Annotated in this window: 15 protein-coding genes; 10 read left to right on the top strand and 5 right to left on the bottom strand. The window is 65.5% G+C overall.

The genetic code is table 11. The features are described from left to right. The first annotated feature begins 73 nt into the window (after positions 1 to 73). Together EIP75_RS04400 and EIP75_RS04395 are read left to right on the top strand one after the other, a co-directional pair. Positions 74 to 2203 carry a sensor domain-containing diguanylate cyclase gene (locus EIP75_RS04400; protein ID WP_125242024.1) on the top strand — a complete coding sequence of 710 codons (2130 nt, stop codon included), beginning with the start codon at positions 74 to 76 and terminating at the stop codon, positions 2201 to 2203. After that, the gene (locus tag EIP75_RS04395) at positions 2203 to 4884 is read left to right on the top strand and encodes a GGDEF domain-containing protein (protein ID WP_125242023.1); all 2682 of its coding nucleotides are present in this window, start codon (positions 2203 to 2205) and stop codon (positions 4882 to 4884) included. The genes EIP75_RS04400 and EIP75_RS04395 overlap by 1 nt, the downstream gene beginning before the upstream one ends. A 30-nt stretch (positions 4885 to 4914) precedes the next feature. Here the strand turns inward: EIP75_RS04395 and EIP75_RS04390 are convergent, their stop codons facing one another. The 5 genes from EIP75_RS04390 to smc all read right to left on the bottom strand — a co-directional run bounded on the left by EIP75_RS04390 (position 4915) and on the right by smc (position 15204). After that, positions 4915 to 7542, bottom strand: a complete 2628-nt coding sequence (locus tag EIP75_RS04390; protein WP_158622738.1) for a diguanylate cyclase — start codon at positions 7540 to 7542, stop codon at positions 4915 to 4917. 289 nt (positions 7543 to 7831) lie between these two features. Then, a complete protein-coding gene (gene def, locus EIP75_RS04385; RefSeq protein WP_125242021.1) occupies positions 7832 to 8368 on the bottom strand; it encodes a peptide deformylase in 537 nt (178 codons plus the stop codon). Between the two features lie 27 nt (positions 8369 to 8395). Further along, entirely contained in the window at positions 8396 to 10519 is a 2124-nt protein-coding gene (gene ligA, locus EIP75_RS04380; protein WP_125242020.1) for an NAD-dependent DNA ligase LigA, read from the bottom strand. Positions 10520 to 10584: 65 nt separating this feature from the next. Continuing rightward, entirely contained in the window at positions 10585 to 11643 is a 1059-nt protein-coding gene (locus EIP75_RS04375; protein WP_125242019.1) for a cell division protein FtsZ, read from the bottom strand. 45 nt (positions 11644 to 11688) lie between these two features. Then, the gene (gene smc, locus EIP75_RS04370; protein ID WP_125242018.1) at positions 11689 to 15204 is read right to left on the bottom strand and encodes a chromosome segregation protein SMC; all 3516 of its coding nucleotides are present in this window, start codon (positions 15202 to 15204) and stop codon (positions 11689 to 11691) included. 237 nt (positions 15205 to 15441) lie between these two features. On the opposite strand from smc, the gene queF reads away from it, so the two are divergent. The 8 genes from queF to EIP75_RS04330 all read left to right on the top strand — a co-directional run bounded on the left by queF (position 15442) and on the right by EIP75_RS04330 (position 24300). Continuing rightward, positions 15442 to 15894, top strand: coding sequence for a preQ(1) synthase (gene queF, locus EIP75_RS04365; protein ID WP_233584695.1), 453 nt, complete (start codon positions 15442 to 15444; stop codon positions 15892 to 15894). 248 nt (positions 15895 to 16142) lie between these two features. Continuing rightward, entirely contained in the window at positions 16143 to 16814 is a 672-nt protein-coding gene (locus EIP75_RS04360) for a hypothetical protein (protein ID WP_125242016.1), read from the top strand. A gap of 28 nt (positions 16815 to 16842) precedes the next feature. Further along, entirely contained in the window at positions 16843 to 18090 is a 1248-nt protein-coding gene (dapC, locus tag EIP75_RS04355) for a succinyldiaminopimelate transaminase (RefSeq protein ID WP_125242015.1), read from the top strand. Between the two features lie 43 nt (positions 18091 to 18133). Then, positions 18134 to 18961 carry a 2,3,4,5-tetrahydropyridine-2,6-dicarboxylate N-succinyltransferase gene (gene dapD, locus EIP75_RS04350; RefSeq protein WP_125242014.1) on the top strand — a complete coding sequence of 276 codons (828 nt, stop codon included), beginning with the start codon at positions 18134 to 18136 and terminating at the stop codon, positions 18959 to 18961. A gap of 56 nt (positions 18962 to 19017) precedes the next feature. Beyond that, the gene (locus EIP75_RS04345) at positions 19018 to 20205 is read left to right on the top strand and encodes a PilT/PilU family type 4a pilus ATPase (RefSeq protein ID WP_125242013.1); all 1188 of its coding nucleotides are present in this window, start codon (positions 19018 to 19020) and stop codon (positions 20203 to 20205) included. A 51-nt stretch (positions 20206 to 20256) separates the two neighbouring features. Then, positions 20257 to 21411 (top strand): succinyl-diaminopimelate desuccinylase, encoded by a 1155-nt coding sequence (dapE, locus tag EIP75_RS04340; protein ID WP_125242012.1) that lies wholly within the window; start codon positions 20257 to 20259, stop codon positions 21409 to 21411. 2 nt (positions 21412 to 21413) lie between these two features. Further along, positions 21414 to 22295, top strand: coding sequence for a 50S ribosomal protein L3 N(5)-glutamine methyltransferase (gene prmB, locus EIP75_RS04335; RefSeq protein WP_125242237.1), 882 nt, complete (start codon positions 21414 to 21416; stop codon positions 22293 to 22295). 7 nt (positions 22296 to 22302) lie between these two features. Further along, the gene (locus EIP75_RS04330) at positions 22303 to 24300 is read left to right on the top strand and encodes an ABC-F family ATP-binding cassette domain-containing protein (RefSeq protein ID WP_125242011.1); all 1998 of its coding nucleotides are present in this window, start codon (positions 22303 to 22305) and stop codon (positions 24298 to 24300) included. Positions 24301 to 24369 lie beyond the last annotated feature (69 nt).

Raw genomic sequence — 24369 nt, 5'->3', positions numbered from 1 at the left:
CGTTTGTCCCTTTGTCTCAAGTTGTCCATACCGGCATCCGATAAATAGACAATCGTTCCACGCGGAACACACGATGAACCCAGGCAGCAACCCCTTCGCAGGCATCACACGGCAGTCCATCAGCCTCGGCTTGTTCATGGTCGGCCTGGTGCTGGTGATCGCGGCCGTCAGCCACGATCAGCACCTTCAGCTGATGTGGTACGCCCTGCCGGCGGTGGCCTTGGCACTCGGGGCCACCGTGCTGTGGCACGAATGGCGCGCTTTTCGGGTCTGGCACGCAGGCCTGAACACCACGTTCCGCCAGCGCCGCCAGGAGCGCGAGGAAGCCCTGACCAAAGAAGCGCACGAACGCGCGTTGGCGATCATCGAGGGCAAGGGGCAAGGCCTGGATTACCGCGCCCGCGCCATCCGGGCCACACAGATCAGCATCTGGGTGGCAGACGTGCCCAGCCAGCAGATCATCTTCGAAGGCATCCACCACGGTGTGCGCGACTTCCTGCCTGACACGCGGATCTACCACGGCCGGGAATGGTATCAACGCCTCCATCCGCAGGAAACCGAGATGGTGGAGTACCGCTTCAAGGAGTTCCTCAAGCAACGTATCCCAGAGTTCGAGATGGAATACCGCGTGCCGGATGACCGTGGCAGCTGGCGATGGATCCTCTCGCGCGGGCTCGTCATCCAGCAGGATGAACACGGGCACACGGTCGTCGCGGCAGGCACCCACACCGACATCCACCAGCGCAAGCTGGCGCAGATCGCTCATGCGCAGGAGCGGGCCCTGTTCAACTCCGGCCCCATCGTGATCTTCCGCTTCGGGCTTGGCGGCGACCGCATCATCGACTTCATCAGCCAGAATGCCGGCCGCTTGTGGCGCTATGCGGATCCGGACTGGACCGCCGTGGGCAAGTCCACTTCGGAACTGGTCCACCCGGACGACCTCATGCAGGTTCGGGGCGCAATCAATGCTGCCTACTCCGAGGGGAAGCCCAACGTCGATGCGCAATTGCGCCTGCGGCGCGGCGATGGCACATACCACTGGCACAGCATGCGCCTTCTGTTCGAGATGGAAGACGGCAGGCCCCATGCGCGGGGCTACCTGATGGACGTGCAAGAGCGCAAGGCGCTGGAAGAACTCGCCAGCGAGCACAACCAGGCCCTGGAAGCCTTGGTGCAGCAATTGCACATGGCCCAGGCGGACAGCGTGGTGCTGCAGGAAACCTCAGACCTGCTCAATTCGGCCGAGGACGTCGACGAAGCGTTCGAGATCGTGCGGCGTGCCGCCGATGCCGTGTTCCCGGGCTGGAGCGGCTCACTGTCGGCCATCATGACCCACGGGGGCCTGAGCCTGGTCGGGCAATGGGGGGCCCCGCCGTGGCAGGACGCGGAGTTTCAGCTCAAGGATTGCTGGGGGCTGCGCCGAGGCAAACCCCATGGCTACGTCGACGAAGACCGCCAGCTGCGCTGCAACCACATCCACCCCGATGCCGACGGCCTGCTGATGCCCTATGTGTGCGTGCCCATGTCGGCCAACGGCGAGACCGTGGGCGCCCTGCACCTGTTCTCCAATGACAAGGCCACGCCCGAGCAGGTCAGCGACATCGAAGTGCGGGCAGAACGGTTTGCCGAAACGCTCAAGCTGGCCATGTCGAACCTGCGCCTGCGGGCATGGCTGCGGGACCAGGCCACACGGGACGGGCTGACAGGCCTGTACAACCGCCGCCTGCTCGATGAGCGCCTGCCCATCGAGATCAAGCGCAGCCACCGCGACAGACTGCCCGTGTCGCTGGCCATGGTGGATGTGGATCACTTCAAGCGCTTCAACGACGACTACGGCCACGATGCCGGCGATCTGGTGCTCAAGTCCATCAGCGAGCTGCTCATGGACCGTGTGCGTGTGTACGACCTGGCCTGCCGCTACGGTGGCGAAGAGCTGGTGCTCCTGATGCCCGGCTGCCAGATGGAGGACGCCATCGTCAAACTGGAGGCCATACGCATCGATGTGGCCGCCATGCAGATCAGCTACCAGGGCTTCATGCTGCCTCCGGTGACCATCTCCATCGGCTTGGCCGAAACCCACGGCGGCAGTGCCGAAGCCCTGCTCCGCCAAGCCGACGAAGCTCTCTACCGTGCCAAACGACAAGGGCGCAACCGCATGGTGGTCCAGGATGACGCCATGCCCCCCGTGGAGGAAATGCACTGATGGGCGGGCTCATCCCCATGGACGTTGGCCTGCTGCTGGCCGCCGGTGTGCTGTCCTTGCTGTGGGGGGTCACGCTGCGGGCCTGCTGGCAACACACGTACCAGCGCCTGCAGCGTGGGGAGGTGGTGTCCTGGGGCTGGCTGCTGGCGTGCGCCCTGGTGCTGGGTTTCGGGCTGTGGAGCGCGATGCTGGCCTGTCTGGGCGCCCTCCAGCTGGACAACATCCCCCTCGTGCTGCCGCCGGGCAGCCTCATCAAGAGCCTGCTGATCGTGGCCGGCCTTCACGCATTGGTGTTTGGCGTAGCGCCCTTCATGCCACCTGAGTCGAAACGCCGCTCCGCCATCGCGGTATTGCTGGCCATGGTCTCCACCATCGGTGCGGCCCTCAGCATGCAGTACATGATCGGCAGCCTGCACCTGGCCCCGCCAGGCCACCTGGGGTGGCCTGGCCGGATCGGCCTGCTCATCCTGTGCCTGTCGGCATCCGCCTTGAACTACCGCCAGATCGGCAACCGTTGGCGCGGCGGCCTTGTCTCCGGCGCGTTCTACGGCCTGGTGCTGGTGCTGTGCCTGCAGCTGACCTCATGGGCCAGGCCGATCTACTACATCGGTGGCCGCGATGCGCTGACCATCAGTTGGCTGGCCATCCCATTGGCCATGGCAGGCCTGATCTCCATGAGCACACTCCTGGGATCAACCTGGCTGCAACGACTCAAGATGCGCCTGTCATCGCGCCCCCTGCCCGTGGTGACCCCGGATACAGGCGAGGTCGAAGCCCTGGCAGAAGCCACGGCTCGGGAGATGGTCGAAGACCGAAAACGCCGCGATGCGCTCTATGACCGGGTCCTCCGCCATTCGGCTGTGCGGTTCTGGGGCTTCGACGTCCTGGGCCGGCAGTTCCAGTTCCGCGGCGACCTGTCGCTCAATGAACCGCTGTCGGCCACGGACGTGGTGATCAACACCGAAGAGTGGTTCGAAGCCCATCTGCACCCGGAAGAGGCCGAGCCTTTGCAGAAGCAGGTGTTGGCCCAGTTGGCCGCCAAAGGCAGCTTTGACTGCATGCACCGGCTGCGAGCCCGCGCGCAGGAAGACGTCTGGCGCTGGGTGATCGCCCGCGCGACCGTCGTCCGCCGCGACGCGATGGGCCAGCCCACCTATGTGGTCGGCACCCACATCGACGTCACTGAGCATGGCGAGCTGCAGGCGGCGCTTGACCGGGACAGCCGCCTGTTCTCCGATGGGCCGATCGTGATGATCCGCTGGCGTTTCGACATCGAGACGGTCAGGGCCACGGACCTGGGCTTCATTTCACCCAACATCGAAAAGCTCTGGGGCTACAACCTGGACGAGATGCACCAGTTCAGCAACTGGGAAAACATCATCGATGCCAGCGACATGCAGGGCATCGGCAAGAAGGTTCAGGACGCGCTGAGCAGCGGCTTGTCGGAGATCTCTCACGAGTTCCGGGTGCGCCTCAAGGATGGCCGGCTGCTGTGGCATTCCCTGTTTGCCCGCATCGAGGCCGATGACGATGGCGGCGCCATCAGCGGCTTCATCGTCGACATCGACTCGTTCAAACGGGTGGAGCAGCGCTCACAGGAGCAGGCCCGCCAACTCGAGGAACTCATCGAAGAGCTGCAACGCGCCAAGGAAGAAACCGTCATCCTTCGCGAAAGCAGCGAGTTCCTCAATTCAGCAGAGACGCTGGACGAAGCCTTCAACATCATCAGCCGGGCGGCCTACGCCATTTTTCCGAGCTGGAGCGGCGCGCTGGCGAGTTCGCAGGACAACGACCGCCTCAAGCTGGTCGGGCGCTGGGGCGAGGCCCAGGAGTTCAACACCGAGTTCTCGTCCGGTGACTGCTGGGCCCTGCGGCGTGGCCGGGCCCATCATTTCGTTGACGAACGGATCAGCCTGCGCTGCCGGCACGTGCACGCCGCCACCGGCGAACAGCCGCGCCCCTACTTGTGCATTCCCATGTCGGCCAATGGTGAAAACGTGGGGTCCTTGCATCTGATGGCTTCCCGCAGCCTGAACAAGGACCAGATGCTGCCGCTGGCACAACGCGCCAACCGGCTGGGCGAAACACTCAAGCTGGCCTTGTCGAACCTGCGCCTGCGGGCGGGTTTGCGCGAGCAGGCCACGCACGACGCGCTCACCGGCCTGTACAACCGCCGCTTCATGAACGATCGCCTGCCGGTCGAGATCAAGCGGTGCGCACGAGACGGTGAGCAACTGGCACTGGCCATGATCGACGTGGACAACTTCAAGCATTTCAATGACCAGCATGGTCACGACGCGGGCGATGCGGTCTTGCGCGCCCTGGGTGAGTTGCTGCGCCAACGTGTGCGGGTCTACGATCTGGCCTGCCGTTATGGCGGCGAAGAGCTTGCCCTGATCATGCCCGGCTGCGGCATGGAGCATGCCGAGATCAAGCTGGAGGCGATTCGCAGCGAGGTGGCGGCCATGACGCTGATGTTCAATGGCATGCCCCTGCCCCCGGTCACGATTTCCGTCGGGCTGGCCGAGACCCAGGGGGGTGAAGCCGAGGCGCTGCTGAAGACGGCTGATGAACGCCTGTACCACGCGAAGCGCACGGGGCGAAACCGCATTGTCACCCGCTTGGAGCACCGCCCGCCTGAGCCGGGGCCAAGCACCGAGGCAGGTGCGCTGAACGCCTGAGGCCTTGGCCCTAAACACCCCTTCAGGACATCATGACAGCACGCGCTCGCCGCCCATGGTGCTGCCTTCCTGCACGGCGGCCAGCGCAGACGCCTGCGAGACCACCACACGGTTGCGGCCGCCTCGCTTGGCCTCGTAAAGCGCCTCGTCGGCACGACGGATCAAGGTGGCGGCGCTGCCGCCCAGGGCGTGCGACACGCCCACCGAGATCGTGACCGTGGGCAGTTCCACGTGGCCATTCTGGACCCGCATGCGCTCGACGGCCATCCGCACCTGCTGCACACGCACCTCGGCATCGGTCACGTCGCAACCCGGCAGGATCAGGGCGAGTTCTTCGCCACCATAGCGGCACGCGATGTCATAGCCCCGGATGTTTTCCATCAGCACGCCGCCGATCGCCTTGAGGACGGCGTCACCCGCATCGTGCCCATACTGGTCATTGAAGCGCTTGAAGTGGTCCACATCGATCATGGCCAGCGACACGGGCCTCTGGTCACGCCGGGCGCGTTGCAGTTCATGCGCCAGGGCCTCATCCATGTAGCGCCGGTTGTACAGGCCAGTCAGGCCATCGCTCATGGCCTGGTCCTGCAGGGAGGTGCGCAGCTTCAGGTTGCTCAAGGCCAGTTTGAGGGTTTCGGCAAAACGGCTTGCGCGTGACTGCACATCCATCATCTGCTGCTGCGTGGGCACGTAGCCCTCGCAGAACAAGTGCAGCGCCCCGACCGTTTCACCATGGGCGGCCATGGGAACGCAGATGTAGGGACGCAGCTCGGCTGCCGGCACGCTGCGCATGTGCGGACAGCAAACGCTGCTGTGGATATCGAAGAAGGCGTGAGGTTTGCCGCGGCGCATGCCCCAGCAGTCGCGGCCATTGAACTGCATCTCCATCGAGGTGCTGATGGTGCCCCACTCGGCGCCCACGGTCAGGTCGTTGCTGCCATCCTTGGACGCCGCGATCCAGCCCGACCAGCCTGGGAACAGGCGCAAGGCTGCGAGCTTGATGATGTTGAAGGCCTCGGCCAGGTCTTCGGTGGCGTGGAGCATGTCGCCCGTGTCCTGCAGCACCCCGCCCTCGCCTTGCGCGGCTTCGAGCTGAAGCACGGTTTCCTGCAGGCGCTGGCGCTGCGTGGAAGCCTCCAGCTCGGCCTGCTTGCGCGCATCGATGTCGATGAAGTAGCCCTTGCGCTCACCCATCTGCCGATCGATCATGGAGTTGTAGCGGAACCAGCGGTAGGCGCCATCGGCCATGCGCAGGCGCACCTCGACCTCCAGCGAGCTTTCGCCCTTGCTTTCCATGGCTTTGATGAAATCGTTGCGCATGCGCTCGGCGTCTTCCGGGTGCACCAGGGACATCGACGAGGGCATGTTGATCAGCGTGCTCGGGTCATAGCCCCACAGCTTGATCACATTGGCCGACACATACACGAAGCGGGAATTGCCCTTCACCCACTTGACGCGCACCATCACCACCGGCCCGGTGGTCAGCATCTGGCGCTCTTCATCGAGGGCAATCTGGTTGAGCTTGTTCTGATGCACATCGATCAGGGTGCCATACAGCCGCACGGGGCGGCGGTTGGAAGTCCACTCCACCACGCGGGCGCGGGCCATCACCCAGCGCCAATCGTCCGCACCGACGGCGATGCGGTAATGCGCCTCGTAGCTGTTGGTCACGCCGGCGATGTAATCGTCCATCCCATGCTGGGCTTCGGCCACATCATCAGGGTGCAGGTGCCGCTTCCAGTCCATCCGGTCGAAGCTCTGCGAACTGAGGGGCAGGCGCCGCCCACCACCCAGGTACAGGAACTTGTCGACGAAGCTGATGGTGTTCGCGCGCACATCGACTTCGAAGAAGTTGACCTCGGCCGTTTCCATCATGGCGTCGCGGCGGGCCTCGGCCCTGCGCTGCTCGGCAACCATGGTGTCCGCCAGGGTGCGGGCGCGGCCTTCGAGTTCCGTGTTCGATTTTTCGAGATCCTGGATGCGCAGCATGTTCTGCTGCGCCATCCGGTGCTCGAACATGAAGGCCACGAAAGCCATCATCAGCAGCAACAGCGTGCCCCCCGCGACGGCCTGGGCCAGCAACACGGTGTTGATGGCGGCGCCACCGGTGATGCAGACGGTGTTGGGCGCGAAATGCGCGGCGGCCATGGCCACGTAGTGCATCGCGGCCACCGCCGTGCCCAGGGCCAGCGTGGCCAAGGTGGACTGCGTGGAACTGCGCGTCGGCCGGGTGGCCACCCACAAGGCGGACGTCGACAGCGCGAAAGCGCACAGCAGCGACAGCGACAGCGCCCCCAGGTGGTAGCTGATGCCGGGTTGGACCTGCATGGCGGCCATGCCACTGAAATGCATGGCGCCAATGCCCCCGGCCTGCATCGCACCGGCCGCCATCAGCCGCCAGCCTTTGACCTGTGGACCACCCGTCTGGTGCTTCTCCAGCATCCACAGCACACCGAAAGAGGCCAGCACGGCCGGCAGGATAGAGGCCAGGGTGATGCCCAGGTGGTAGGTGATCGCCACCGGCAACTGGAAAGCCAGCATGCCGATGAAATGCATCGCCCAGATGCCCATGCCCATGAGCACGCCGCCACCGACACGCCAACGGCGCCGCTGAACGGGCGAGAAATCGGGCATGGCCCGTGCGATATGCAGGAACACGGCCGCAGCCAGGGTTCCCACTGCCCAGGACAGGACAACCAACGACGGTTGAAACTCTCCGTTCACAAGGCCTCCGGACAGGTTTCTGAGTGAGGGCCACCCAGCCATCCTCAAAACCCCAGGACCTGTGCGGCGTGTACGGTAGTTTCCTTCAATCAAATGAAAAATGGAAATACCGACACGGCGATTGTGATCCGCAAAGTGTTTTTGTTCAAAAAACAATCGCGGGGCAAACAAGGGTTTTATGTGGCTTTACCCCGCCACCGTGACAGCCGTCACGAAAAAAAGCTCAGTCGTCGGATTTCGGATCCAGCCCGGGGAACAGCACGGAGGTGAAACCAAATTTTTCAAAATTCCGGATCCGCATCGGATACAGCTTCCCAAACAAATGATCACATTCGTGCTGCACCACCCGGGCATGAAACCCTTCGGCTTCACGGTCGATTTTCTGGCCCTGCTGGTCAAACCCGGTATATCGGATGCGTGAAAACCGCGGCACCATGCCTCTGAGGCCGGGCACCGAGAGGCAACCCTCCCAGCCCTCTTCTTCATCGGCCGACAAAGGTGTGATGACAGGATTGATCAGCACCGTGCGCGGCACCGCAGGCGCATCGGGGTAACGCTCGTTGCGATCGAAACCGAATATCACCACCGCCAGGTCCACGCCAATCTGTGGGGCGGCCAGGCCGGCCCCATTGGCTGCCGCCATGGTGTCGGACAGGTCCTTGATCAGGGCCTCGAGTTCGGGCGTGCCGAACTGCTGGACCTGCTGGGCGACCTTCAACAGGCGCGGATCGCCCATTTTCAGGATGTCTCGAACGGCCATGGGAGCTCCTTGCGGTGATCGAAATGTTCAGCCTGCCGCGGTAGCGCTGTCCGCCCGCGCACCGGGCTGGGCCGGCGGCCCTTCACGCAGCAGGGTCTGCAGCCCGTCTTCGTCCAGCACCGGCACACCAAGGCTCTGCGCCTTCTCCAGCTTGCTTCCAGCCTCGGCACCTGCCACCACGTAGTGCGTCTTCTTGGACACGGAGCCTGCCACCTTGCCGCCTGCGGCCTCGATCAAGGCCTTGGCATCTTCGCGGCCCAGCGTGGGCAGGGTGCCCGTGAGCACCAGGGTCAAACCCGCCAGCGGCAAGGCCTGCACGTTGGCCTCGTCTGGCTCATGCTCGGGCCAGTGCACACCGGCCGCGCGCAGTTGCTCTACCACCTCGCGGTTGTGCGGCTGGTCGAAGAAGGTGCGGATGCTCTGGGCCACGATGGGGCCAACATCGTTGACACGCAGCAGGTGATCCACGCTGGCGTCCATCAGGTGGTCCAGCATGCCGAAATGGCGCGCCAGGTCCTTGGCCGTGGCCTCGCCCACGTGGCGGATGCCCAGGCCGAACAAGAAGCGCGGCAAGGTCGTCTGCTTGCTCTTGTCCAGCGCGGCCACGATGTTCTGGGCGCTCTTGTCGGCCATCCGATCAAGCTCGGCCAACCTGGCGATGCCCAGCTTGTACAGGTCTGGCAAGGTGCGGACGATGTCGCCCTCCACCAGTTGGTCCACCAGTTTCTCACCCAGGCCTTCGATGTCCAGTGCGCGGCGCTGCGCGAAGTGCAGCAGTGCCTGCTTGCGCTGGGCCGCGCAGAACAGCCCGCCCGAGCAACGGTGGTTCATCTCGCCGGGTTCACGCACCACAGCGCTGCCACACACCGGGCATTGCAGGGGCATGCGGAAGTTGGGCACATAGTGGGCCCGCACCGCCGCGATGATGCCGACCACCTCGGGGATGACATCTCCAGCCCGGCGCACGATCACCTGGTCGCCCACGCGCACATGCTTGCGACGCAGCTCGAACAGGTTGTGCAAGGTGGCGTTGGTGACGGTGACGCCCCCCACGAACACGGGCTTGAGCCGCGCCACGGGCGTGAGCTTGCCGGTGCGGCCAACCTGGATGTCGATGCCCTCGATCAGCGTGGCCTGCTCCTGTGCAGGGTACTTGTGCGCCACGGCCCAGCGCGGCTCGCGCGAGACAAAGCCCAGACGCGCCTGCAACGCCCGGTCGTTCACCTTGTAGACCACGCCATCGATGTCGAAGGGCAACTGGTCGCGCTGTGCACCGATGGCCTGGTGGTAGGCGATCAGGCCGTCGGCACCCTGGGCCACCGTGCGCTGGTCAGACACGGGCAGGCCGGCCGCGGCCAGCGCATCGAGCATGCCGCTGTGGGTGGGAGGGATCTCCCAGCCCTGCACATCGCCAAGGCCATACGCGAAGAAGCTCAGAGGGCGCTTGGCGGAAATGCCCGGGTCCAGCTGGCGCACGGCCCCCGCGGCGGCGTTGCGCGGGTTCACGAAGGTCTTGTCGCCTTGCTCGCGCTGCTGCTCGTTGAGCTTTTCGAAATCATCGCGCCGCATGTAGACCTCGCCGCGCACCTCCAGCACCGCAGGCTTGAGGCCTTTCAGGCGCAGAGGGATCTGGCGGATGTTGCGGATGTTCTGCGTGACGTCCTCGCCCATTTCACCATCGCCACGCGTCGCCGCCTGCACCAGCGCGCCGTTCTCATAGCGCAGATTGATGGCCAGGCCGTCGAACTTCAGCTCGGCGCCATATTCCACCGGTGGGTCGGGTTCCACCAGGCCCAGCTCACGGCGCACCCGGGCATCGAAGGCCCGGGCGCCGGTGGCCTCTGTGTCCGTCTCGGTGCGGATGGACAGCATGGGCACGGCATGCCGCACGGGCGTGAAGCCCTCCAGCACCTGTCCCAGCACGCGCTGCGTGGGGGAATCGGGCGAGCGCAGTTCAGGGTGCGCCTCTTCCAGGGCCTGCAGGGCCTTGAACAGGCGGTCGTACTCGGCGTCGGGGATCTGAGGGTCGTCCAGCACGTAGTACTGGTGCGCATGGTGGTGCAGCACCTCGCGCAACTGGGCAACTTGCTGCGCGGGCGTGGCGTCGTCGACGGCGGTGGGCGCCTCGGCGCCGAACAGGGGATCTTGCATGCGCTGGTGGCCCGGGAACGACCGCGGTGGCCGCCCGCCAGACGGGAAACGGGGTCTCGAAACGATCAGCTGAACAGGCGGCGAGCAGCAGGCGAGCCCGCCGCCAGATCACGCTGGGCCAGGGCTTCGTACAGGCGCTGCAGTTCACCCTCGATGGCGGCGAACGCGGCCGGCGAGAAAGCATGGCCCTGATCATCGGCCATCACGGCGTCCAGTGCCAGCGACAGGGCTTCACCGGCAGCGCACCAGCTCTTGAAGGGCTCCAGCTCGGCGGCGGTCTGCGGCACGTCGAAGGCCAGTTGCAGCTCGCGCAGGCTGGCCTGGTCCGGGTCATCGGCGAAAGCGGCCTGGGCATCGAAATGCAGAGTCAGCACGGGCGGGGCACCCTCTTCCTGGGCAGGCATCACCAGGCGGCCTGGCAACGAGCCAGGCACGAAGCCGTGTCGGCCGGCCTGCTGCTGCAGGTAGCCCACCGACCAGGCACTGCCCCGCGCGTGCAGACGCATGGCCAGTTGCGCATCGTGCTCGCTGGCGAAGGTGTCCAGCTCCCTGGCGCGGGCGACGATGTCCAGCATGTCGGGAAATTCGACAGAAGCCCCCAGCGAATCGGTGAAGGCCTGCACCTTCTGCACGAACTCGGAGTACTCGATCTCGTTGAGGCCGCCCAGGCGATTGGCCAGCAGCACCCCAGCCTGCAGTTCGCTGTAGGTCACGCCGCTCTGCGGGGCTTCCCATTCACCGCAATCCACGCGCAGGCCTTCGATCATGAAGGGCTTGCTACCGGCACGGCGGGTGGACGGCAGGTGGGCCAGCACCTGGTCGCCTGTGAGCGGGTTGTCCACACTGACCACGGCGATGGCGTCGATCAGGGCGTCCAGGCGTGTGGGGCCCTTGCGCCATGCAGGTTGTGCTCCAGCACTGGTCAGGGCTGGCGGCTCGCTGTCGGCGCCGGGAATGCCACTGCCATCGGGCAGGTCGGCCAGGGTCGACAACGGATCGTGGGGCTCGGCACGGCGGGGGGCTCGGGCCGCGCTCTTGCGGGCGGTCCAGGCGCCATGGGCGACCACGGCGGCCAACACGAGGCCGCCGAGCAGCGCCAGTCCCAGGGTCAGTGAATTGCTCATGTGTGTCGGGTGTCCAAAACTTCTTGGTGTCTTTTTGGGTTTGCGTCAGGCGGCGTGCGCCATGCCGATGGCCGCTTCCATGTCCACGGCCACGATGCGCGAAACGCCCTGCTCCTGCATGGTCACGCCCACCAGCTGTTCGGCCATCTCCATCGCGATCTTGTTGTGCGAGATGAAGAGGAACTGCGTGCCGGCCGACATGGTTTTGACCAGGCGGGCATAGCGTTCGGTGTTGGCGTCGTCCAGCGGCGCATCGACCTCGTCGAGCAGACAAAAGGGCGCGGGATTGAGCTGGAAAATGGCGAACACCAGCGCAATGGCCGTGAGCGCCTTCTCGCCACCCGACAGCAGGTGGATGGTGCTGTTCTTCTTGCCCGGCGGGTGGGCCATCACCTGCACACCGGCGTCCAGGATCTCGTCGCCCGTCATCACCAGCTTGGCGCTGCCGCCGCCGAACAGGCTCGGGAACATGCGCCCGAAATGCTCGTTGACGGTGTTGAAGGTGGCCCCCAGCAGATCGCGGGTTTCCAGGTCGATCTTGTGGATCGCGTCTTCGAGCGTGGTGATGGCGTCCAGCAGATCGGCCGTCTGCGAATCGAGGAAGCCCTTGCGCTCGCGCGCGGCGGTCAGTTCATCGAGCGCGGCCAGGTTCACGGCGCCCAGGGCGTTGATGTCGCGCTGGATGCGGTCGATCTCGGTCTGCAGGCCGTGAAGCTTGACGCCGTCCTGCTCGATGCGGGCGGCCAGCGACTCCAGATCGACACCGGCTGCCGTCAACTGTTCCATGAACTGCGCGCCCCCCAGGCTGGCGGCCTGCTCTTCAAGCTGCAGCTTGGTGATCTGATCACGCAGGGGCTGCAGGCTGCGCTCGAAGGACAGGCGCTGCTCGTCGGCGCGGCGCAGTTGCGCGGACAGGTCCTCGTAGCGGTTGCGGGTCTCGGCGAGCAAACCTTCCTTCTGAAGGCGCACGGCCAGCGCGTCGTCCAGGCCGGTCTGCGCGGTGGCATCGCTCAGGCGCGCGTGCTCTTCGTGCAACTGCACGGCCGAGGCCTCGTTGGTCTGAATCTGCTGTTGGGCGGTTTCGATGCCGCGCTGCAGCTCGCCGCGGCGGGCGGCCAGCGAGCGGGCGCTGAACTGCGCCTCCTGCGCCTGGCGCTCCAGCGTGCGTGATTGCTCGCGGGATTGGGCCAGCTTGCGTTCGGCCTCGATCACGGCTTCCTCCAGCTGGGCGTGCTTCTCTTGCGCATCGGCCAGGCTCAGGTCCAGCTCTTCGAAACGCGCCTCGCCCGTGGCTCGGCGCTCCTGCAGATCGTCCAGTTGCGCATCGACCTCGGCCAGCTCGCCGGCGATCTGTTCGCGGCGGGTGTTGGCCTGTTCGGCCTGCTGGCTCAGGCGCAGCACCTCCACCTGCAAATTGTGTGTGCGCTGCTGGGATTCGCTGGCGTCGCGGCGCAGCACGGCCAGGCGCTGGGATGCGTCGGTGTAGGCCGCTTCGGCACGGATCAGCGCGGCGCGTGAATCGTCGGCCATCAGGGCCTGTGCACGCACCTGCTTTTCCAGGTTCTCGATCTCCTGCGCGCGGGCCAGCATGCCGGCCTGTTCCGAGTCGGGCGCATAGAAGCTCACGGCGAACTGACTGACCGTGTGGCCGGCCCGGGTCATGATGACCTCGCCATGCGTGAGCTTGCCGCGGCTCGCCAGGGCCTCGTCCAGGCTGGCGGCTGTGTAGACCCCCTCCAGCCAATCGTTCATCAAGGCCTTGAGGCCCGCATCGTTCAGGCGCAGCAGTTCGGAAAGGCGCGGCAGCGTCTGGTGCGTGTTCTGGATGGCGCCTGGCGGCAGGCTGTAGAAGGCCAGCTTGGCCGGCGGGGCGTCGTTCTCGAAGGCGCGCACGGTGTCGACCCGGCCCACTTCCAGCGCCGACAGGCGTTCACGCAGGGCCGATTCGAGCGCGTTCTCCCAGCCGGTCTCGATGTGCACGCGGCTCCACAGGCCTTGCAGGCCCTCCAGGCCGTGCTTGGCCAGCCAGGGCTTGAGCTTGCCTTCGGTCTGCACCTTCTCCTGCAGCGCACGCAGGGCGTCCAGGCGCGCAGCCAGCTCGGACTGGCGGCCCGATTGCCCGTTGGCCTCCTGCTGACGCGCCTTGCGGGCATCGTCCAGGGCCGGCACGGATTCGTTCAGCTCACCCAGTTGTGCTTCGAAGAGGGCCTGCTCTTCCTGGCCCACGGCGAGCTGCTGCTTCAGGTCGGCCAGGCGGGCTTCGTCCGGCGACGCCAGGCCCTGCTTTTCCAAGGCCAGGCGCTCACGGCGCAAGTTGAACTGGCGCGATTGCTCGTCGATGTTGCGCGATTCAGCGGCCAGCAGCTGGATCTGCTGCTGCACCTGGCCCGCCACGCCGCGCTGCTCGTTGGCGCGCTGGGCGGCCGCCCGCACGGTGTCTTCCAGTGCCGGCACGTGGGCGGCCAGCTCTTCCGCCTGGGCGGCCAGGATCTCGGCCTGCTCTTCGGCAGCGGCCATCTTGGCGGCCAGTTCTTCCAGTTCGGACTCGGCGGCCTCGCGGCGTTCGGTCCACTGGTCGTTCTGGCCTTTGAGTTCGGCCAGGCGCTGCTCAACCCGCTGGCGGCCTTCGACCACGTAGCGGATGCGTTCCTCCAGGCGGCTCACTTCCAGGCTGGCTTCGGCCAGGGCGCCCTGCGCAGTGTGCAACTCGTCACTGGCGGTGTAGTGGGCCTGGCGCACGTGCTCCAGTTCGGCCTCCACCTGGCGCAGCTCGGCCATGCGGGCCTCCAGCGCGTTGGTCGCCTCCAGGAAGGCCTGCTTGACGCGGGCCCCTTCGGTGGACGCATCGCGGTGCTTGAGGAACCACAGCTGGTGCAGCTTGAGCGTGCCCTGCTCCTGCAGGCCGCGGTACTGCGTGGCCACCTCGGCCTGGCGTTCCAGCTTCTCGAGGTTGCTGTTCAGCTCGCGCAGGATGTCGTCCACGCGGGTCAGGTTCTCTCGCGTGTCCTTCAGGCGGTTCTCGGTCTCGCGGCGACGCTCTTTGTACTTGGAGACACCCGCGGCCTCTTCCAGGAACAGGCGCAGTTCTTCCGGCTTGGATTCAATGATCCGGCTGATCGTGCCCTGGCCGATGATGGCGTAGGCACGTGGCCCCAAGCCGGTGCCCAGGAACACATCCTGCACATCGCGGCGGCGCACCGGCTGGTTGTTGATGAAATAGCTGGAGGTGCCATCGCGCGTGAGCACGCGCTTGACGGCGATCTCGGCGAACTGGTTCCACTGGCCACCGGCGCGCGCATCTTCGTTGCTGAAGACCAGCTCGACGCTGGATCGGCTGGCCGGCTTGCGGTTGCCCGAGCCGTTGAAGATCACATCCTGCATGGATTCGCCACGCAGCTCGGACGCCTTCGATTCGCCCAGCACCCAGCGCACCGCGTCCATGATGTTGGACTTGCCGCAGCCATTGGGGCCCACCACCCCCACGAGCTGCCCAGGCAGCTGGAAATGCGTGGGCTCGGCAAACGATTTGAAGCCGGACAGCTTGATCGAATTCAGGCGCATGCGGTGTGGGCTCGGCGGGCCGCCTTAAGTCGTTGATTTAATTGAAAAAACCCGCAAAAATGCCAGGCGGGTGGGTGCGGGGATGATAGCATCGCGCCTTCGGGCATCTGCTGCCCTTCCCTCTGTCAACCGCAAGTCGCACCCATGGCCAAGAAAGCCCCTGCCGGCGCCGCCGCCAGCCCCAAGAAGAACGTCCCCGCCCAGCCTGCCACCAAGGCCGTCAAGGCTGCCAAGGCCATTGAAGTGGGCAGCCGCGCCAAGCCTGTCAACCCGCCGTCGGTCCCGTCCAAGCACCTGGACGTGTTCCCCAACCCGGCGCCTGAGCGTGATTTCGTCATCCAGTTCCAGATCCCCGAGTTCACCTGCTTTTGCCCGCTCACCGGCCAGCCTGACTTCGCACACTTCACGATCGACTGCATCGCTGACAAGCAGTGCATCGAGCTCAAGAGCTTGAAGATGTACATGTGGAGCTACCGCAATGAAGGCGCCTTCCACGAGAAGGTCACCAACGACATCCTCACGGACATGGTCAAGGCCATCAACCCGCGTTTCCTGCGCATCACAGCCAAGTGGTACGTGCGCGGCGGCATCTACACCAATGTGGTGGTCGAGCATCGCAAGAAGGGCTGGAAGCCAGCCCCCAAGGTGGAGCTGCCCACCCACTCGCCAGAGACCGGTCTGCTGGGCTGACGCGCCCTGCGTTGACTTGATGCAAGGCCGCCTTCGGGCGGCCTTTTCATTTCCGAACCTGTCTGCCACTGTTTTAGTCGTCCCCCGGGGAGGGCCCCCCGATCCGGGGAAATCCCGTCCCTGAAATGGAGGAGGAATGCAGCGAACGAGTCACGTTCGGTTACAGATGCCTGGAAATCGACACACAATGCGTCAAAGGCTGTGCCGCCCGGCCAGCATACCCACGTCCCTATCGACAGCCCTGCCGCATGCTCCGTTTTGCTGACCGCCTTGCCGCACCGGCCCTGATATGGCTGGCCGCCGTGGCCTGCGCCGCCAGCGCCCACGCCCAGGCCTGCCAGGTCAGGCCTGCCTCGCCACAGGAGCTCAAGCTGCCGGTGGAGGGCCAGGTGGCGCAGTCGCTGGCCTGCAGGGATGCCGAGGGCGAGCACCTGTTCATCGAAAGCCGTGCGCAACCCGAGGCCGTGCGGGGCAAGCCGCAACCCCTCGTGCTGTCGTTCTACAAGTTCACCCTGGGCAGCGGTACGCCCCAGCGCCGCTGGCTGGCCCGGGATTTCATCCCCGTCGATGACAGCCGGGCCTCCACGGCCAGCAGCACCATCAAGGCCGAGCGCCTGGTCGTGCGAGACATCGACGGCGACGGCGTGCTCGAAGCTTTCATCTCCTACGCGCTGCCCGGCCGGGATGGCGCCGTCAGCGAAGGCAAGCTGCTGGTGTTCTACAAGGACCGCAAGTACGCCATCCGGGGCGCCGTGGCCCAGCGGCCCGACGATTTCGCCTCGCGCACGCTCGATCCGGCCTTCCCGTCCCTGCCCGTGTCGGTGCAGAGCTATGCCCTGTCGCTGTGGGACCAGGTGGCCATGCCGCGCGGGCCCGCTGGCCCCAGTGGCGTGGCTGTCACACAGGCATCGCTGCGCTGAGCCTGCGGGGCTGGGATAATCCGCCCCCATGAACCCGCTGCTGTCCTCCCTCCAGCCCTACCCCTTCGAGCGCCTGCGTGGCCTGACCAAGGGTGTCCAAGCCAATCCGGCCCTGCCTGCCATCAGCCTGGGCATTGGCGAACCCAAGCACCCCACGCCCGATTTCATCAAGCAGGCTCTGACCGATTCGCTGGATGGTCTGGCCAGCTATCCCGCCACCGCTGGCGAGCCCGCCTTGCGCGAGGCCTGCGCCGCCTGGATGCAACGCCGCTACGGTTTGGCGTTGGACCCGGCCACGCAGATCCTGCCCGTCAACGGCTCGCGCGAGGCGCTGTTCGCCCTGGCGCAGGTGGTAATTGACCCCACCCAGCACCGCGAAAGCGGCGGGCCCACGGTGGTCAGCCCCAATCCGTTCTATCAGATCTACGAAGGCGCGGCGCTGCTGTCCGGCGCCCGCGTGGTCTACGCCAACTCCGATCCGGCCCGCAACTTCGCGGCCGACTGGGGCGCCATCCCTGAATCCACCTGGGCCACCACGCAACTGCTGTTCGTGTGCTCGCCGGGCAACCCCACCGGCGCCGTGATGCCGCTGGAGGAGTGGCGCAAGCTGTTCGAGCTGAGCGACCGGCATGGCTTCGTGATCGCCTCGGACGAGTGCTACTCCGAGATCTACTTCCGCGAAGGCGATGGCGCCGCCCCCCTGGGCGGCCTGCAGGCCGCAGCGCAGCTGGGCCGCAGCGATTTCCGCAAGCTGATCATGCTGACCAGCCTGTCCAAGCGCTCCAACGTGCCGGGCATGCGTTCCGGCTTCGTGGCGGGCGATGCGGCATTGATCAAGGCTTTCCTGCTCTACCGCACTTACCACGGCAGCGCCATGGGCCCGGCCATCCAACGTGCCAGCGTGGCGGCCTGGAACGACGAGGCCCACGTGGTGGCCAACCGCGCCCTCTACCGCGAAAAGTTCGAACGCGTGACGCCCCTGCTGGCCGAGGTGATGGACGTGGCCCTGCCCGACGCCGGCTTCTACCTCTGGGCAGCGGTTCCTGAACGATTTGCCCCCCAGGCCGCGGCCGCCGGCCTGAGTCTGGACGAATGGTTCACCTGCGAGCTCCTGGCTCAATACAATGTCGCTGTTCTGCCCGGCAGCTACCTGGCGCGCGAAGCCCAGGGCGTCAACCCGGGCACCGGCCGCGTGCGCATGGCCCTGGTGGCGGGCGTCGACGAATGCGTCGAGGCCGCCCAGCGCATCCGCAGCTTCATCCAGGCCGCTGCCTGATCTCCCATCCTGACCCCCGCTCCTCTTTTAGGACGACAAGAACATGACCCAAGCCAACGCCCAAAGCATCATCGACAACGCCTGGGAACAGCGCGCCTCGCTGTCGCCCACCAGCGCGCCCACTGAAGTGCGCAATGCCGTCAACTGCATCATCAGCGATCTGGACACCGGCAAGCTGCGTGTGGCCGAGAAGATCGACGGCCAGTGGATCACCCACCAATGGATCAAGAAGGCTGTGCTGCTGAGCTTCCGCCTGAACGACAACGTCGAGATCCGCTCGGGCGAACTGGGCTTTTTCGACAAGGTGCCCACCAAGTACGGCACCATGACCGAAGCCGAGATCCGTGCCACGGGCGTGCGCGTGGTGCCCCCCGCCGTCGCGCGCAAGGGCAGCTACCAAGCCAAAAACGTGATCCTGATGCCCTCCTACGTGAACATCGGTGCCTACGTCGATGAAGGCACGATGGTCGACACCTGGGCCACCGTCGGCTCCTGCGCCCAGATCGGCAAGAACGTGCACCTGTCCGGCGGCGTCGGCATCGGCGGCGTGCTCGAGCCCCTGCAGGCCAACCCCACCATCATCGAAGACAACTGCTTCATCGGCGCCCGCTCCGAGGTGGTCGAAGGCGTGATCGTCGAAGAGAACTCGGTGATCTCCATGGGCGTGTACATCGGCCAGAGCACCAAGATCTATGACCGCGCCACCGGCGAAGTGACTTATGGCCGCATCCCGGCCGGTTCGGTGGTCGTAAGCGGGAATCTGCCCAGTGCCGATGGCAAGTATTCGCTGTACTGTGCCGTGATCGTCAAGCGCGTGGACGCCCAGACGCGCTCCAAGACGAGCATCAACGACCTGCTGCGCGGCGCCTGATCCGCGCACAGGCATCGTCCGAGCCACCGATAGACATCAGCTGAAGGGAGCACTTGATGAGCGATGGGAACCTGGAACGCGTGTTGCGCATCATGGCCGAGAAGAAGGCCTCCGACGTCTTTCTGTCGGCCAACACGCCCATCCTCATCAAGATCCACGGCCAGATCCTGCAGCTGACGGACCAGATCCTGACGCCATCGCAGCCGCGCCAACTGCTGTCCGAGATGCTCAGCCCGGCCCAGATGGAAGAGCTCGACGACACCGGCGAGCTGAACGTGGGCCTCACGCTGCGAGGCGTGGCCATTTTCCGCCTGAGCGCCTTCAAGCAGCGCGGCTCGGTGGCCGCGGTGTTCCGCTACATCCCGTCCGACATCCCGGCGCTCGATTCGCTGAACGTGCCCGAGGTGCTGTCGCAACTGGTGCTCGAAAAGCGCGGCCTGATCATCCTGGCCGGCGCCACCGGCACCGGCAAGAGCACCACGCTGGCCGCCATGCTGGAGCACCGCAACCAGCGCATGACGGGCCACATCCTCACCATCGAGGATCCGATGGAGTTCTTGTTCTCGAACAAGAAATCCATCGTCAACCAGCGCGAGATCGGCCGCGACACCCAGTCGCTTCAGATCGGCCTGCGCAACGCGCTGCGCCAGGCGCCTGATTGCATCCTGATCGGCGAAATCCGCGACCGCGAGACCATGACAGCCGCGATCTCGTACGCCCTGTCGGGCCACCTGGTGCTGTCCACCCTGCATGCCAACAACAGCTACCACGCGCTGGGCCGGATCCTGTCCTTCTACACCCCAGAGGCACGCCCCGCCCTGTTGAGCGACCTGGCCTCGGGCCTGAAGTCCATCGTCTCGCAACGCCTGCTGCGCAACACCTCCGGCGGGCGTGTGCCAGCCGTGGAAGTTCTGCTCAACACCCAGCACATCGGCGAGATGATCGAGCGCAGTGATTTCACGGGCATCAAGGAGGCCATGGAAAAATCCATGGCGCCGGGCTCGCAAACATTCGAGCAGGACATTGCCCGACTGATCAATGAAGGCCTGGTCACGCGCGACGAAGGCATGACCTACTCCGATTCGCCCACCAACCTGATGTGGCGCCTGCAGAACGACATGGGCAACCAGTCCAAGCTGGTGGCCAAGCAGGAAGAGGCCGACGACGGCCCCTCCTTCACCGAGATCACGCTGGACGTGCACGAAGAGCGAGAGCGTCGTGCTGGTGGCGGCGGTCTGTTCTGATGCTTCACACGGCGCTCGTCACCGAGCGCCGCGACCACGGTTTCTTTTGACATGTCCGATACCTTGCGCCTCGTCGAGGCGCTGATTGCACGGGATTCCGTCACCCCCCACGACGGCGGCTGCCAGGACCTGATGGCCGAGCGCCTCAAGGCCGCTGGCTTCGAATGCACCACCCTCAGCTACGGGCCGGCCGATGCGCCCGTCACCAACCTGTGGGCCATCAAGCGCGGCCATGGACACGCCACGGGCAGCCCCACCCTGGTCTTTGCCGGCCACACCGATGTCGTGCCCACCGGCCCGCTGGAACAATGGAGCAGCCCGCCCTTTGTGCCCACGCACCGGGAGGGCATGCTCTATGGCCGTGGCGCCGCCGACATGAAGACCTCGCTGGCGGCCATGGTGGTGGCCAGCGAAACCTTCGTGGCAGCCCACCCGAAACACGCTGGCAGCGTGGCCTTCCTGATCACCAGCGATGAAGAAGGCCCCTCGGTCGATGGCACCGTCAAGGTCTGCGAATGGCTGCAACAGCAGGGCGAGCGCATCGATTGCTGCATCGTCGGCGAGCCCACCTCGGTCAAGTCCCTGGGCGACATGATCAAGAATGGCCGCCGCGGCTCGCTCTCTGGCAAGCTGCGCATCCAGGGCGTACAGGGCCACATCGCCTACCCGCATCTGGCGCGCAACCCCATCCACCAGTCCGCGCCCGCGCTGGCCGAGCTGGTCACCATCGAGTGGGACCAGGGCAACGACCACTTCCCGCCCACCAGCTGGCAGATGTCCAACATCCACGCGGGCACCGGCGCCAACAACGTGATCCCGGGCGAACTGGTCATCGATTTCAATTTCCGCTTCTCGACTGAATCAACGCCCGATGCCCTGAAGGCCCGCGTGCACGAACTGCTCGGCCGCCACGGACTTGAGTACACGATCGACTGGGTGTTGGGCGGCCGCCCCTTCCTGACGCGCCCGGGCAGCCTGATCGAGGCGCTCTCTGGCGCCATTCAGCAGACCACGGGCCTCACCACCGAGCTGTCCACCACGGGCGGCACATCCGATGGCCGATTCATCGCGCAGATCTGCCCGCAGGTGGTTGAGTTTGGCCCCGTCAACGCCACCATCCACAAGATCGATGAGCACGTGGCCGTGGACGCCATCGAACCGCTCAAGGACATCTACCTGCGAACCCTTGAAAGACTGCTGACGTGACCATGCCCCACACGGTTCTTGAACTGATCGAATCCAGCGCCGCCCGCCTCACCGAGGCGGGTGTTGCTTTCGGGCATGGCACAGCCACCGCCTTTGACGAGGCCGCCTGGCTGGTGTTGTGGTCGCTCAGCCTGCCCCTGGACGATCTGGACAGCGCCGCACCACAGCCCCTCACGCCGGAGCAGTCCGACAAGGCCCGCGCCCTGATCGAACAGCGCATCGCCACCCGCCAGCCCGCCGCCTACCTCACCAAGGAAGCCTGGCTGCAGGGCGTGCCCTTCTATGTCGATGAGCGCGCCATCGTACCGCGCTCCTTCATCGCCGAGGTGCTGGCCGACGGCAGCATCGACGGGTGGCTCAGCGACCGCACCCACCGCGTGCTGGACCTGTGCACCGGCAACGGCAGCCTGGCCGTTCTGGCCGCGTTGGCCTTCCCCGAGGTGGTGGTCGATGCGATCGACCTGAGTGCCGATGCCCTGGCCGTGGCTCGCATCAATGTGGACAAGCACCAGCTTGCTGACCGCATCACCCTGATTGAAGGCGACGGCCTGCAACCCGCCCGCGGCCCCTACGACCTGATCCTGTGCAACCCGCCCTACGTCAATGCCCGCTCCATGGCGACACTGCCGGCCGAGTACCAGGCCGAGCCGGCCATGGCCCTCGGATCAGGCGACGACGGCATGGACTTTTGCCGCGCCCTGATCGCTGCCCTGCGTGCCGACCCGTCCCGCTACCTGAATGAAGACGGCGTGCTCGTGCTGGAAATCGGCAATGAGCGCGAGCACTTCGAAAACGCCTTTGCCGACCTGCCCGTGGTCTGGCTCGATACCTCGTCCGGCACCGATCAGCTGCTGCTGATCACCCGCGAAGCCCTGGAAGTTTGAAGACCTCATGATCACCCTGCGCAACATCACGCTCCGTCGCGGCACCAAGGTCGTGCTCGACGGCGCCAGCGCCACCCTGCACCCCGGAGAGAAGGTCGGCCTGATCGGCCGCAACGGTGCCGGCAAGTCCTCGCTGTTCTCGCTCATTGCCGGCCGCCTGCAACTCGATGCCGGCGACATGGAGATCCCTGCCGCGTGGATGGCGCCCGGCGGCTGGGCCGAAGTGGCCCAGGACATGCCCGAGACCGAAGAGTCCGCCACCGACTTCGTGCTGCAAGGCGACGCACGCCTGATGCTGGCACGCGCCGCCCTGGTCAAGGCCGAAGCAGACGATGATGGACACGCCATCGGCGATGCCTATGCCATGCTGGCCGATGCCGGCGATTTCGATGCCCCCGCACGCGCGCAAGCCCTGTTGATGGGCCTGGGTTTCAAGGGCGACCAGATCACCGCGCCGGTCAACAGCTTCTCCGGCGGCTGGCGCATGCGCCTGCAACTGGCGCGCGCGCTGATGTGTCCTTCGCAGCTGCTGCTGCTCGACGAACCCACCAACCACCTGGACCTGGACGCCCTGGTCTGGCTGGAGGCCTGGCTGCAGCGCTACGAAGGCACGATGATCGTCATCAGCCACGACCGCGAATTCCTCGACGCCATCACCAAGGTCACCCTGCACCTGGACGAGGCCAAGCTCACGCGCTACACCGGCGGCTACACGGCCTTCGAGTTCATGCGTGCCGAGCGGATGAGCCAGGCGGCAGCAGCCTATTCCAAACAGCAGGACCGCATCGCCCACCTGAACAAGTTCATCGCCCGCTTCAAGGCCAAGGCTTCCAAGGCCAAGCAGGCGCAAAGCCGCGTGAAGGCCCTGGAACGCATGGAAAAGCTCGGCCCCGTGCTCACGGCCAGCGATTTCCAGTTCGAGTTCAAGGAGCCCCTGAGCCTGCCCAATCCGATGATGGCGCTCAAGGATCTGCAGTGCGGCTACAAGAACCCAGAAGGCGATGTCGTCATCGTCCAGAACATCAACCGCTCGGTGATGCCCGGCCAGCGCATCGGCATCCTGGGTGCCAACGGCCAGGGCAAGTCCACGCTGGTCAAGACCCTGGCCCACATGCAGCCACTGATCTCCGGTGAGGTCACCGAAGGCAAGGGCCTGAGCATCGGCTACTTCGCCCAGCAGGAGCTGGACGTGCTGCAGCTGGACGACGGCCCCCTGATGCACATGGTGCGACTGGCGCGCGACGTGGGCCCGGCCGGGCGCGAGCAGGAGCTGCGCGACTTCCTGGGCAGCTTCCGCTTTGTGGGCGACATGGTCAACCAGCCCGTGGGCCTGATGAGCGGCGGAGAGAAAGCCCGCCTGGTGCTGGCCCTGCTGGTGTGGCAACGCCCCAACCTGCTGCTGCTCGATGAACCCACGAACCACCTGGACCTGACCACCCGCGAGGCCCTGAGCATGGCGCTCAACGGCTTCGAGGGCACACTGATGCTGGTCAGCCATGACCGCGCCTTGCTGCGCGAGGTCTGCGACGAATTCTGGCTGGTCACCAAGGGTGGGGTCAGCGAATTCGACGGTGACCTGGACGACTACCAGAAATGGCTGTTGGAGCAATCACGGCTGCAGGCGGCCGCCGCCAAGGCAGCATCGAAGCAATCTGCCTCGGCGCCCGCTCTCTTGCCGCAGATGGTGCAGGCCCCGACACCAGCTGCAGCGCCTTCACCAGCGAGCAACCGCAAGGACGAACGCAAGGCCCAGGCCGGTGCGGCCCGCGAACTCGCCGCCCAGGCCAAGCCCATCAAGGCCGAATTGACCCGCGTGGAGCAGCGCATGGAGGCCGCCACCGCCGAAAAAGACCAGATCAGCACCGATCTGGCCAGCCCCAAGCTGAGCGCCGCCGACCGCAGCGAACTGGGACGCAAAATGAAGCAGTTGGGCGAAGAAATCGACGAGTTGGAGGCCAAATGGCTGAACTTAAGCGAATCTCTGCAACTACTGCAACAAGGGTGATGGATCACCGAAATCTCAAGAAACGGGGTTAACCCCTTGATTTCGGCCACTTTTGCGGGTTGACGCCTT

It is taken from the genome of Aquabacterium soli (genome assembly GCF_003933735.1).
GTDB lineage: Bacteria > Pseudomonadota > Gammaproteobacteria > Burkholderiales > Burkholderiaceae_C > Aquabacterium > Aquabacterium soli.
Note: the sequence above shows the minus strand (reverse complement) of the source record. Positions and strands in the feature narration are given on the sequence as shown.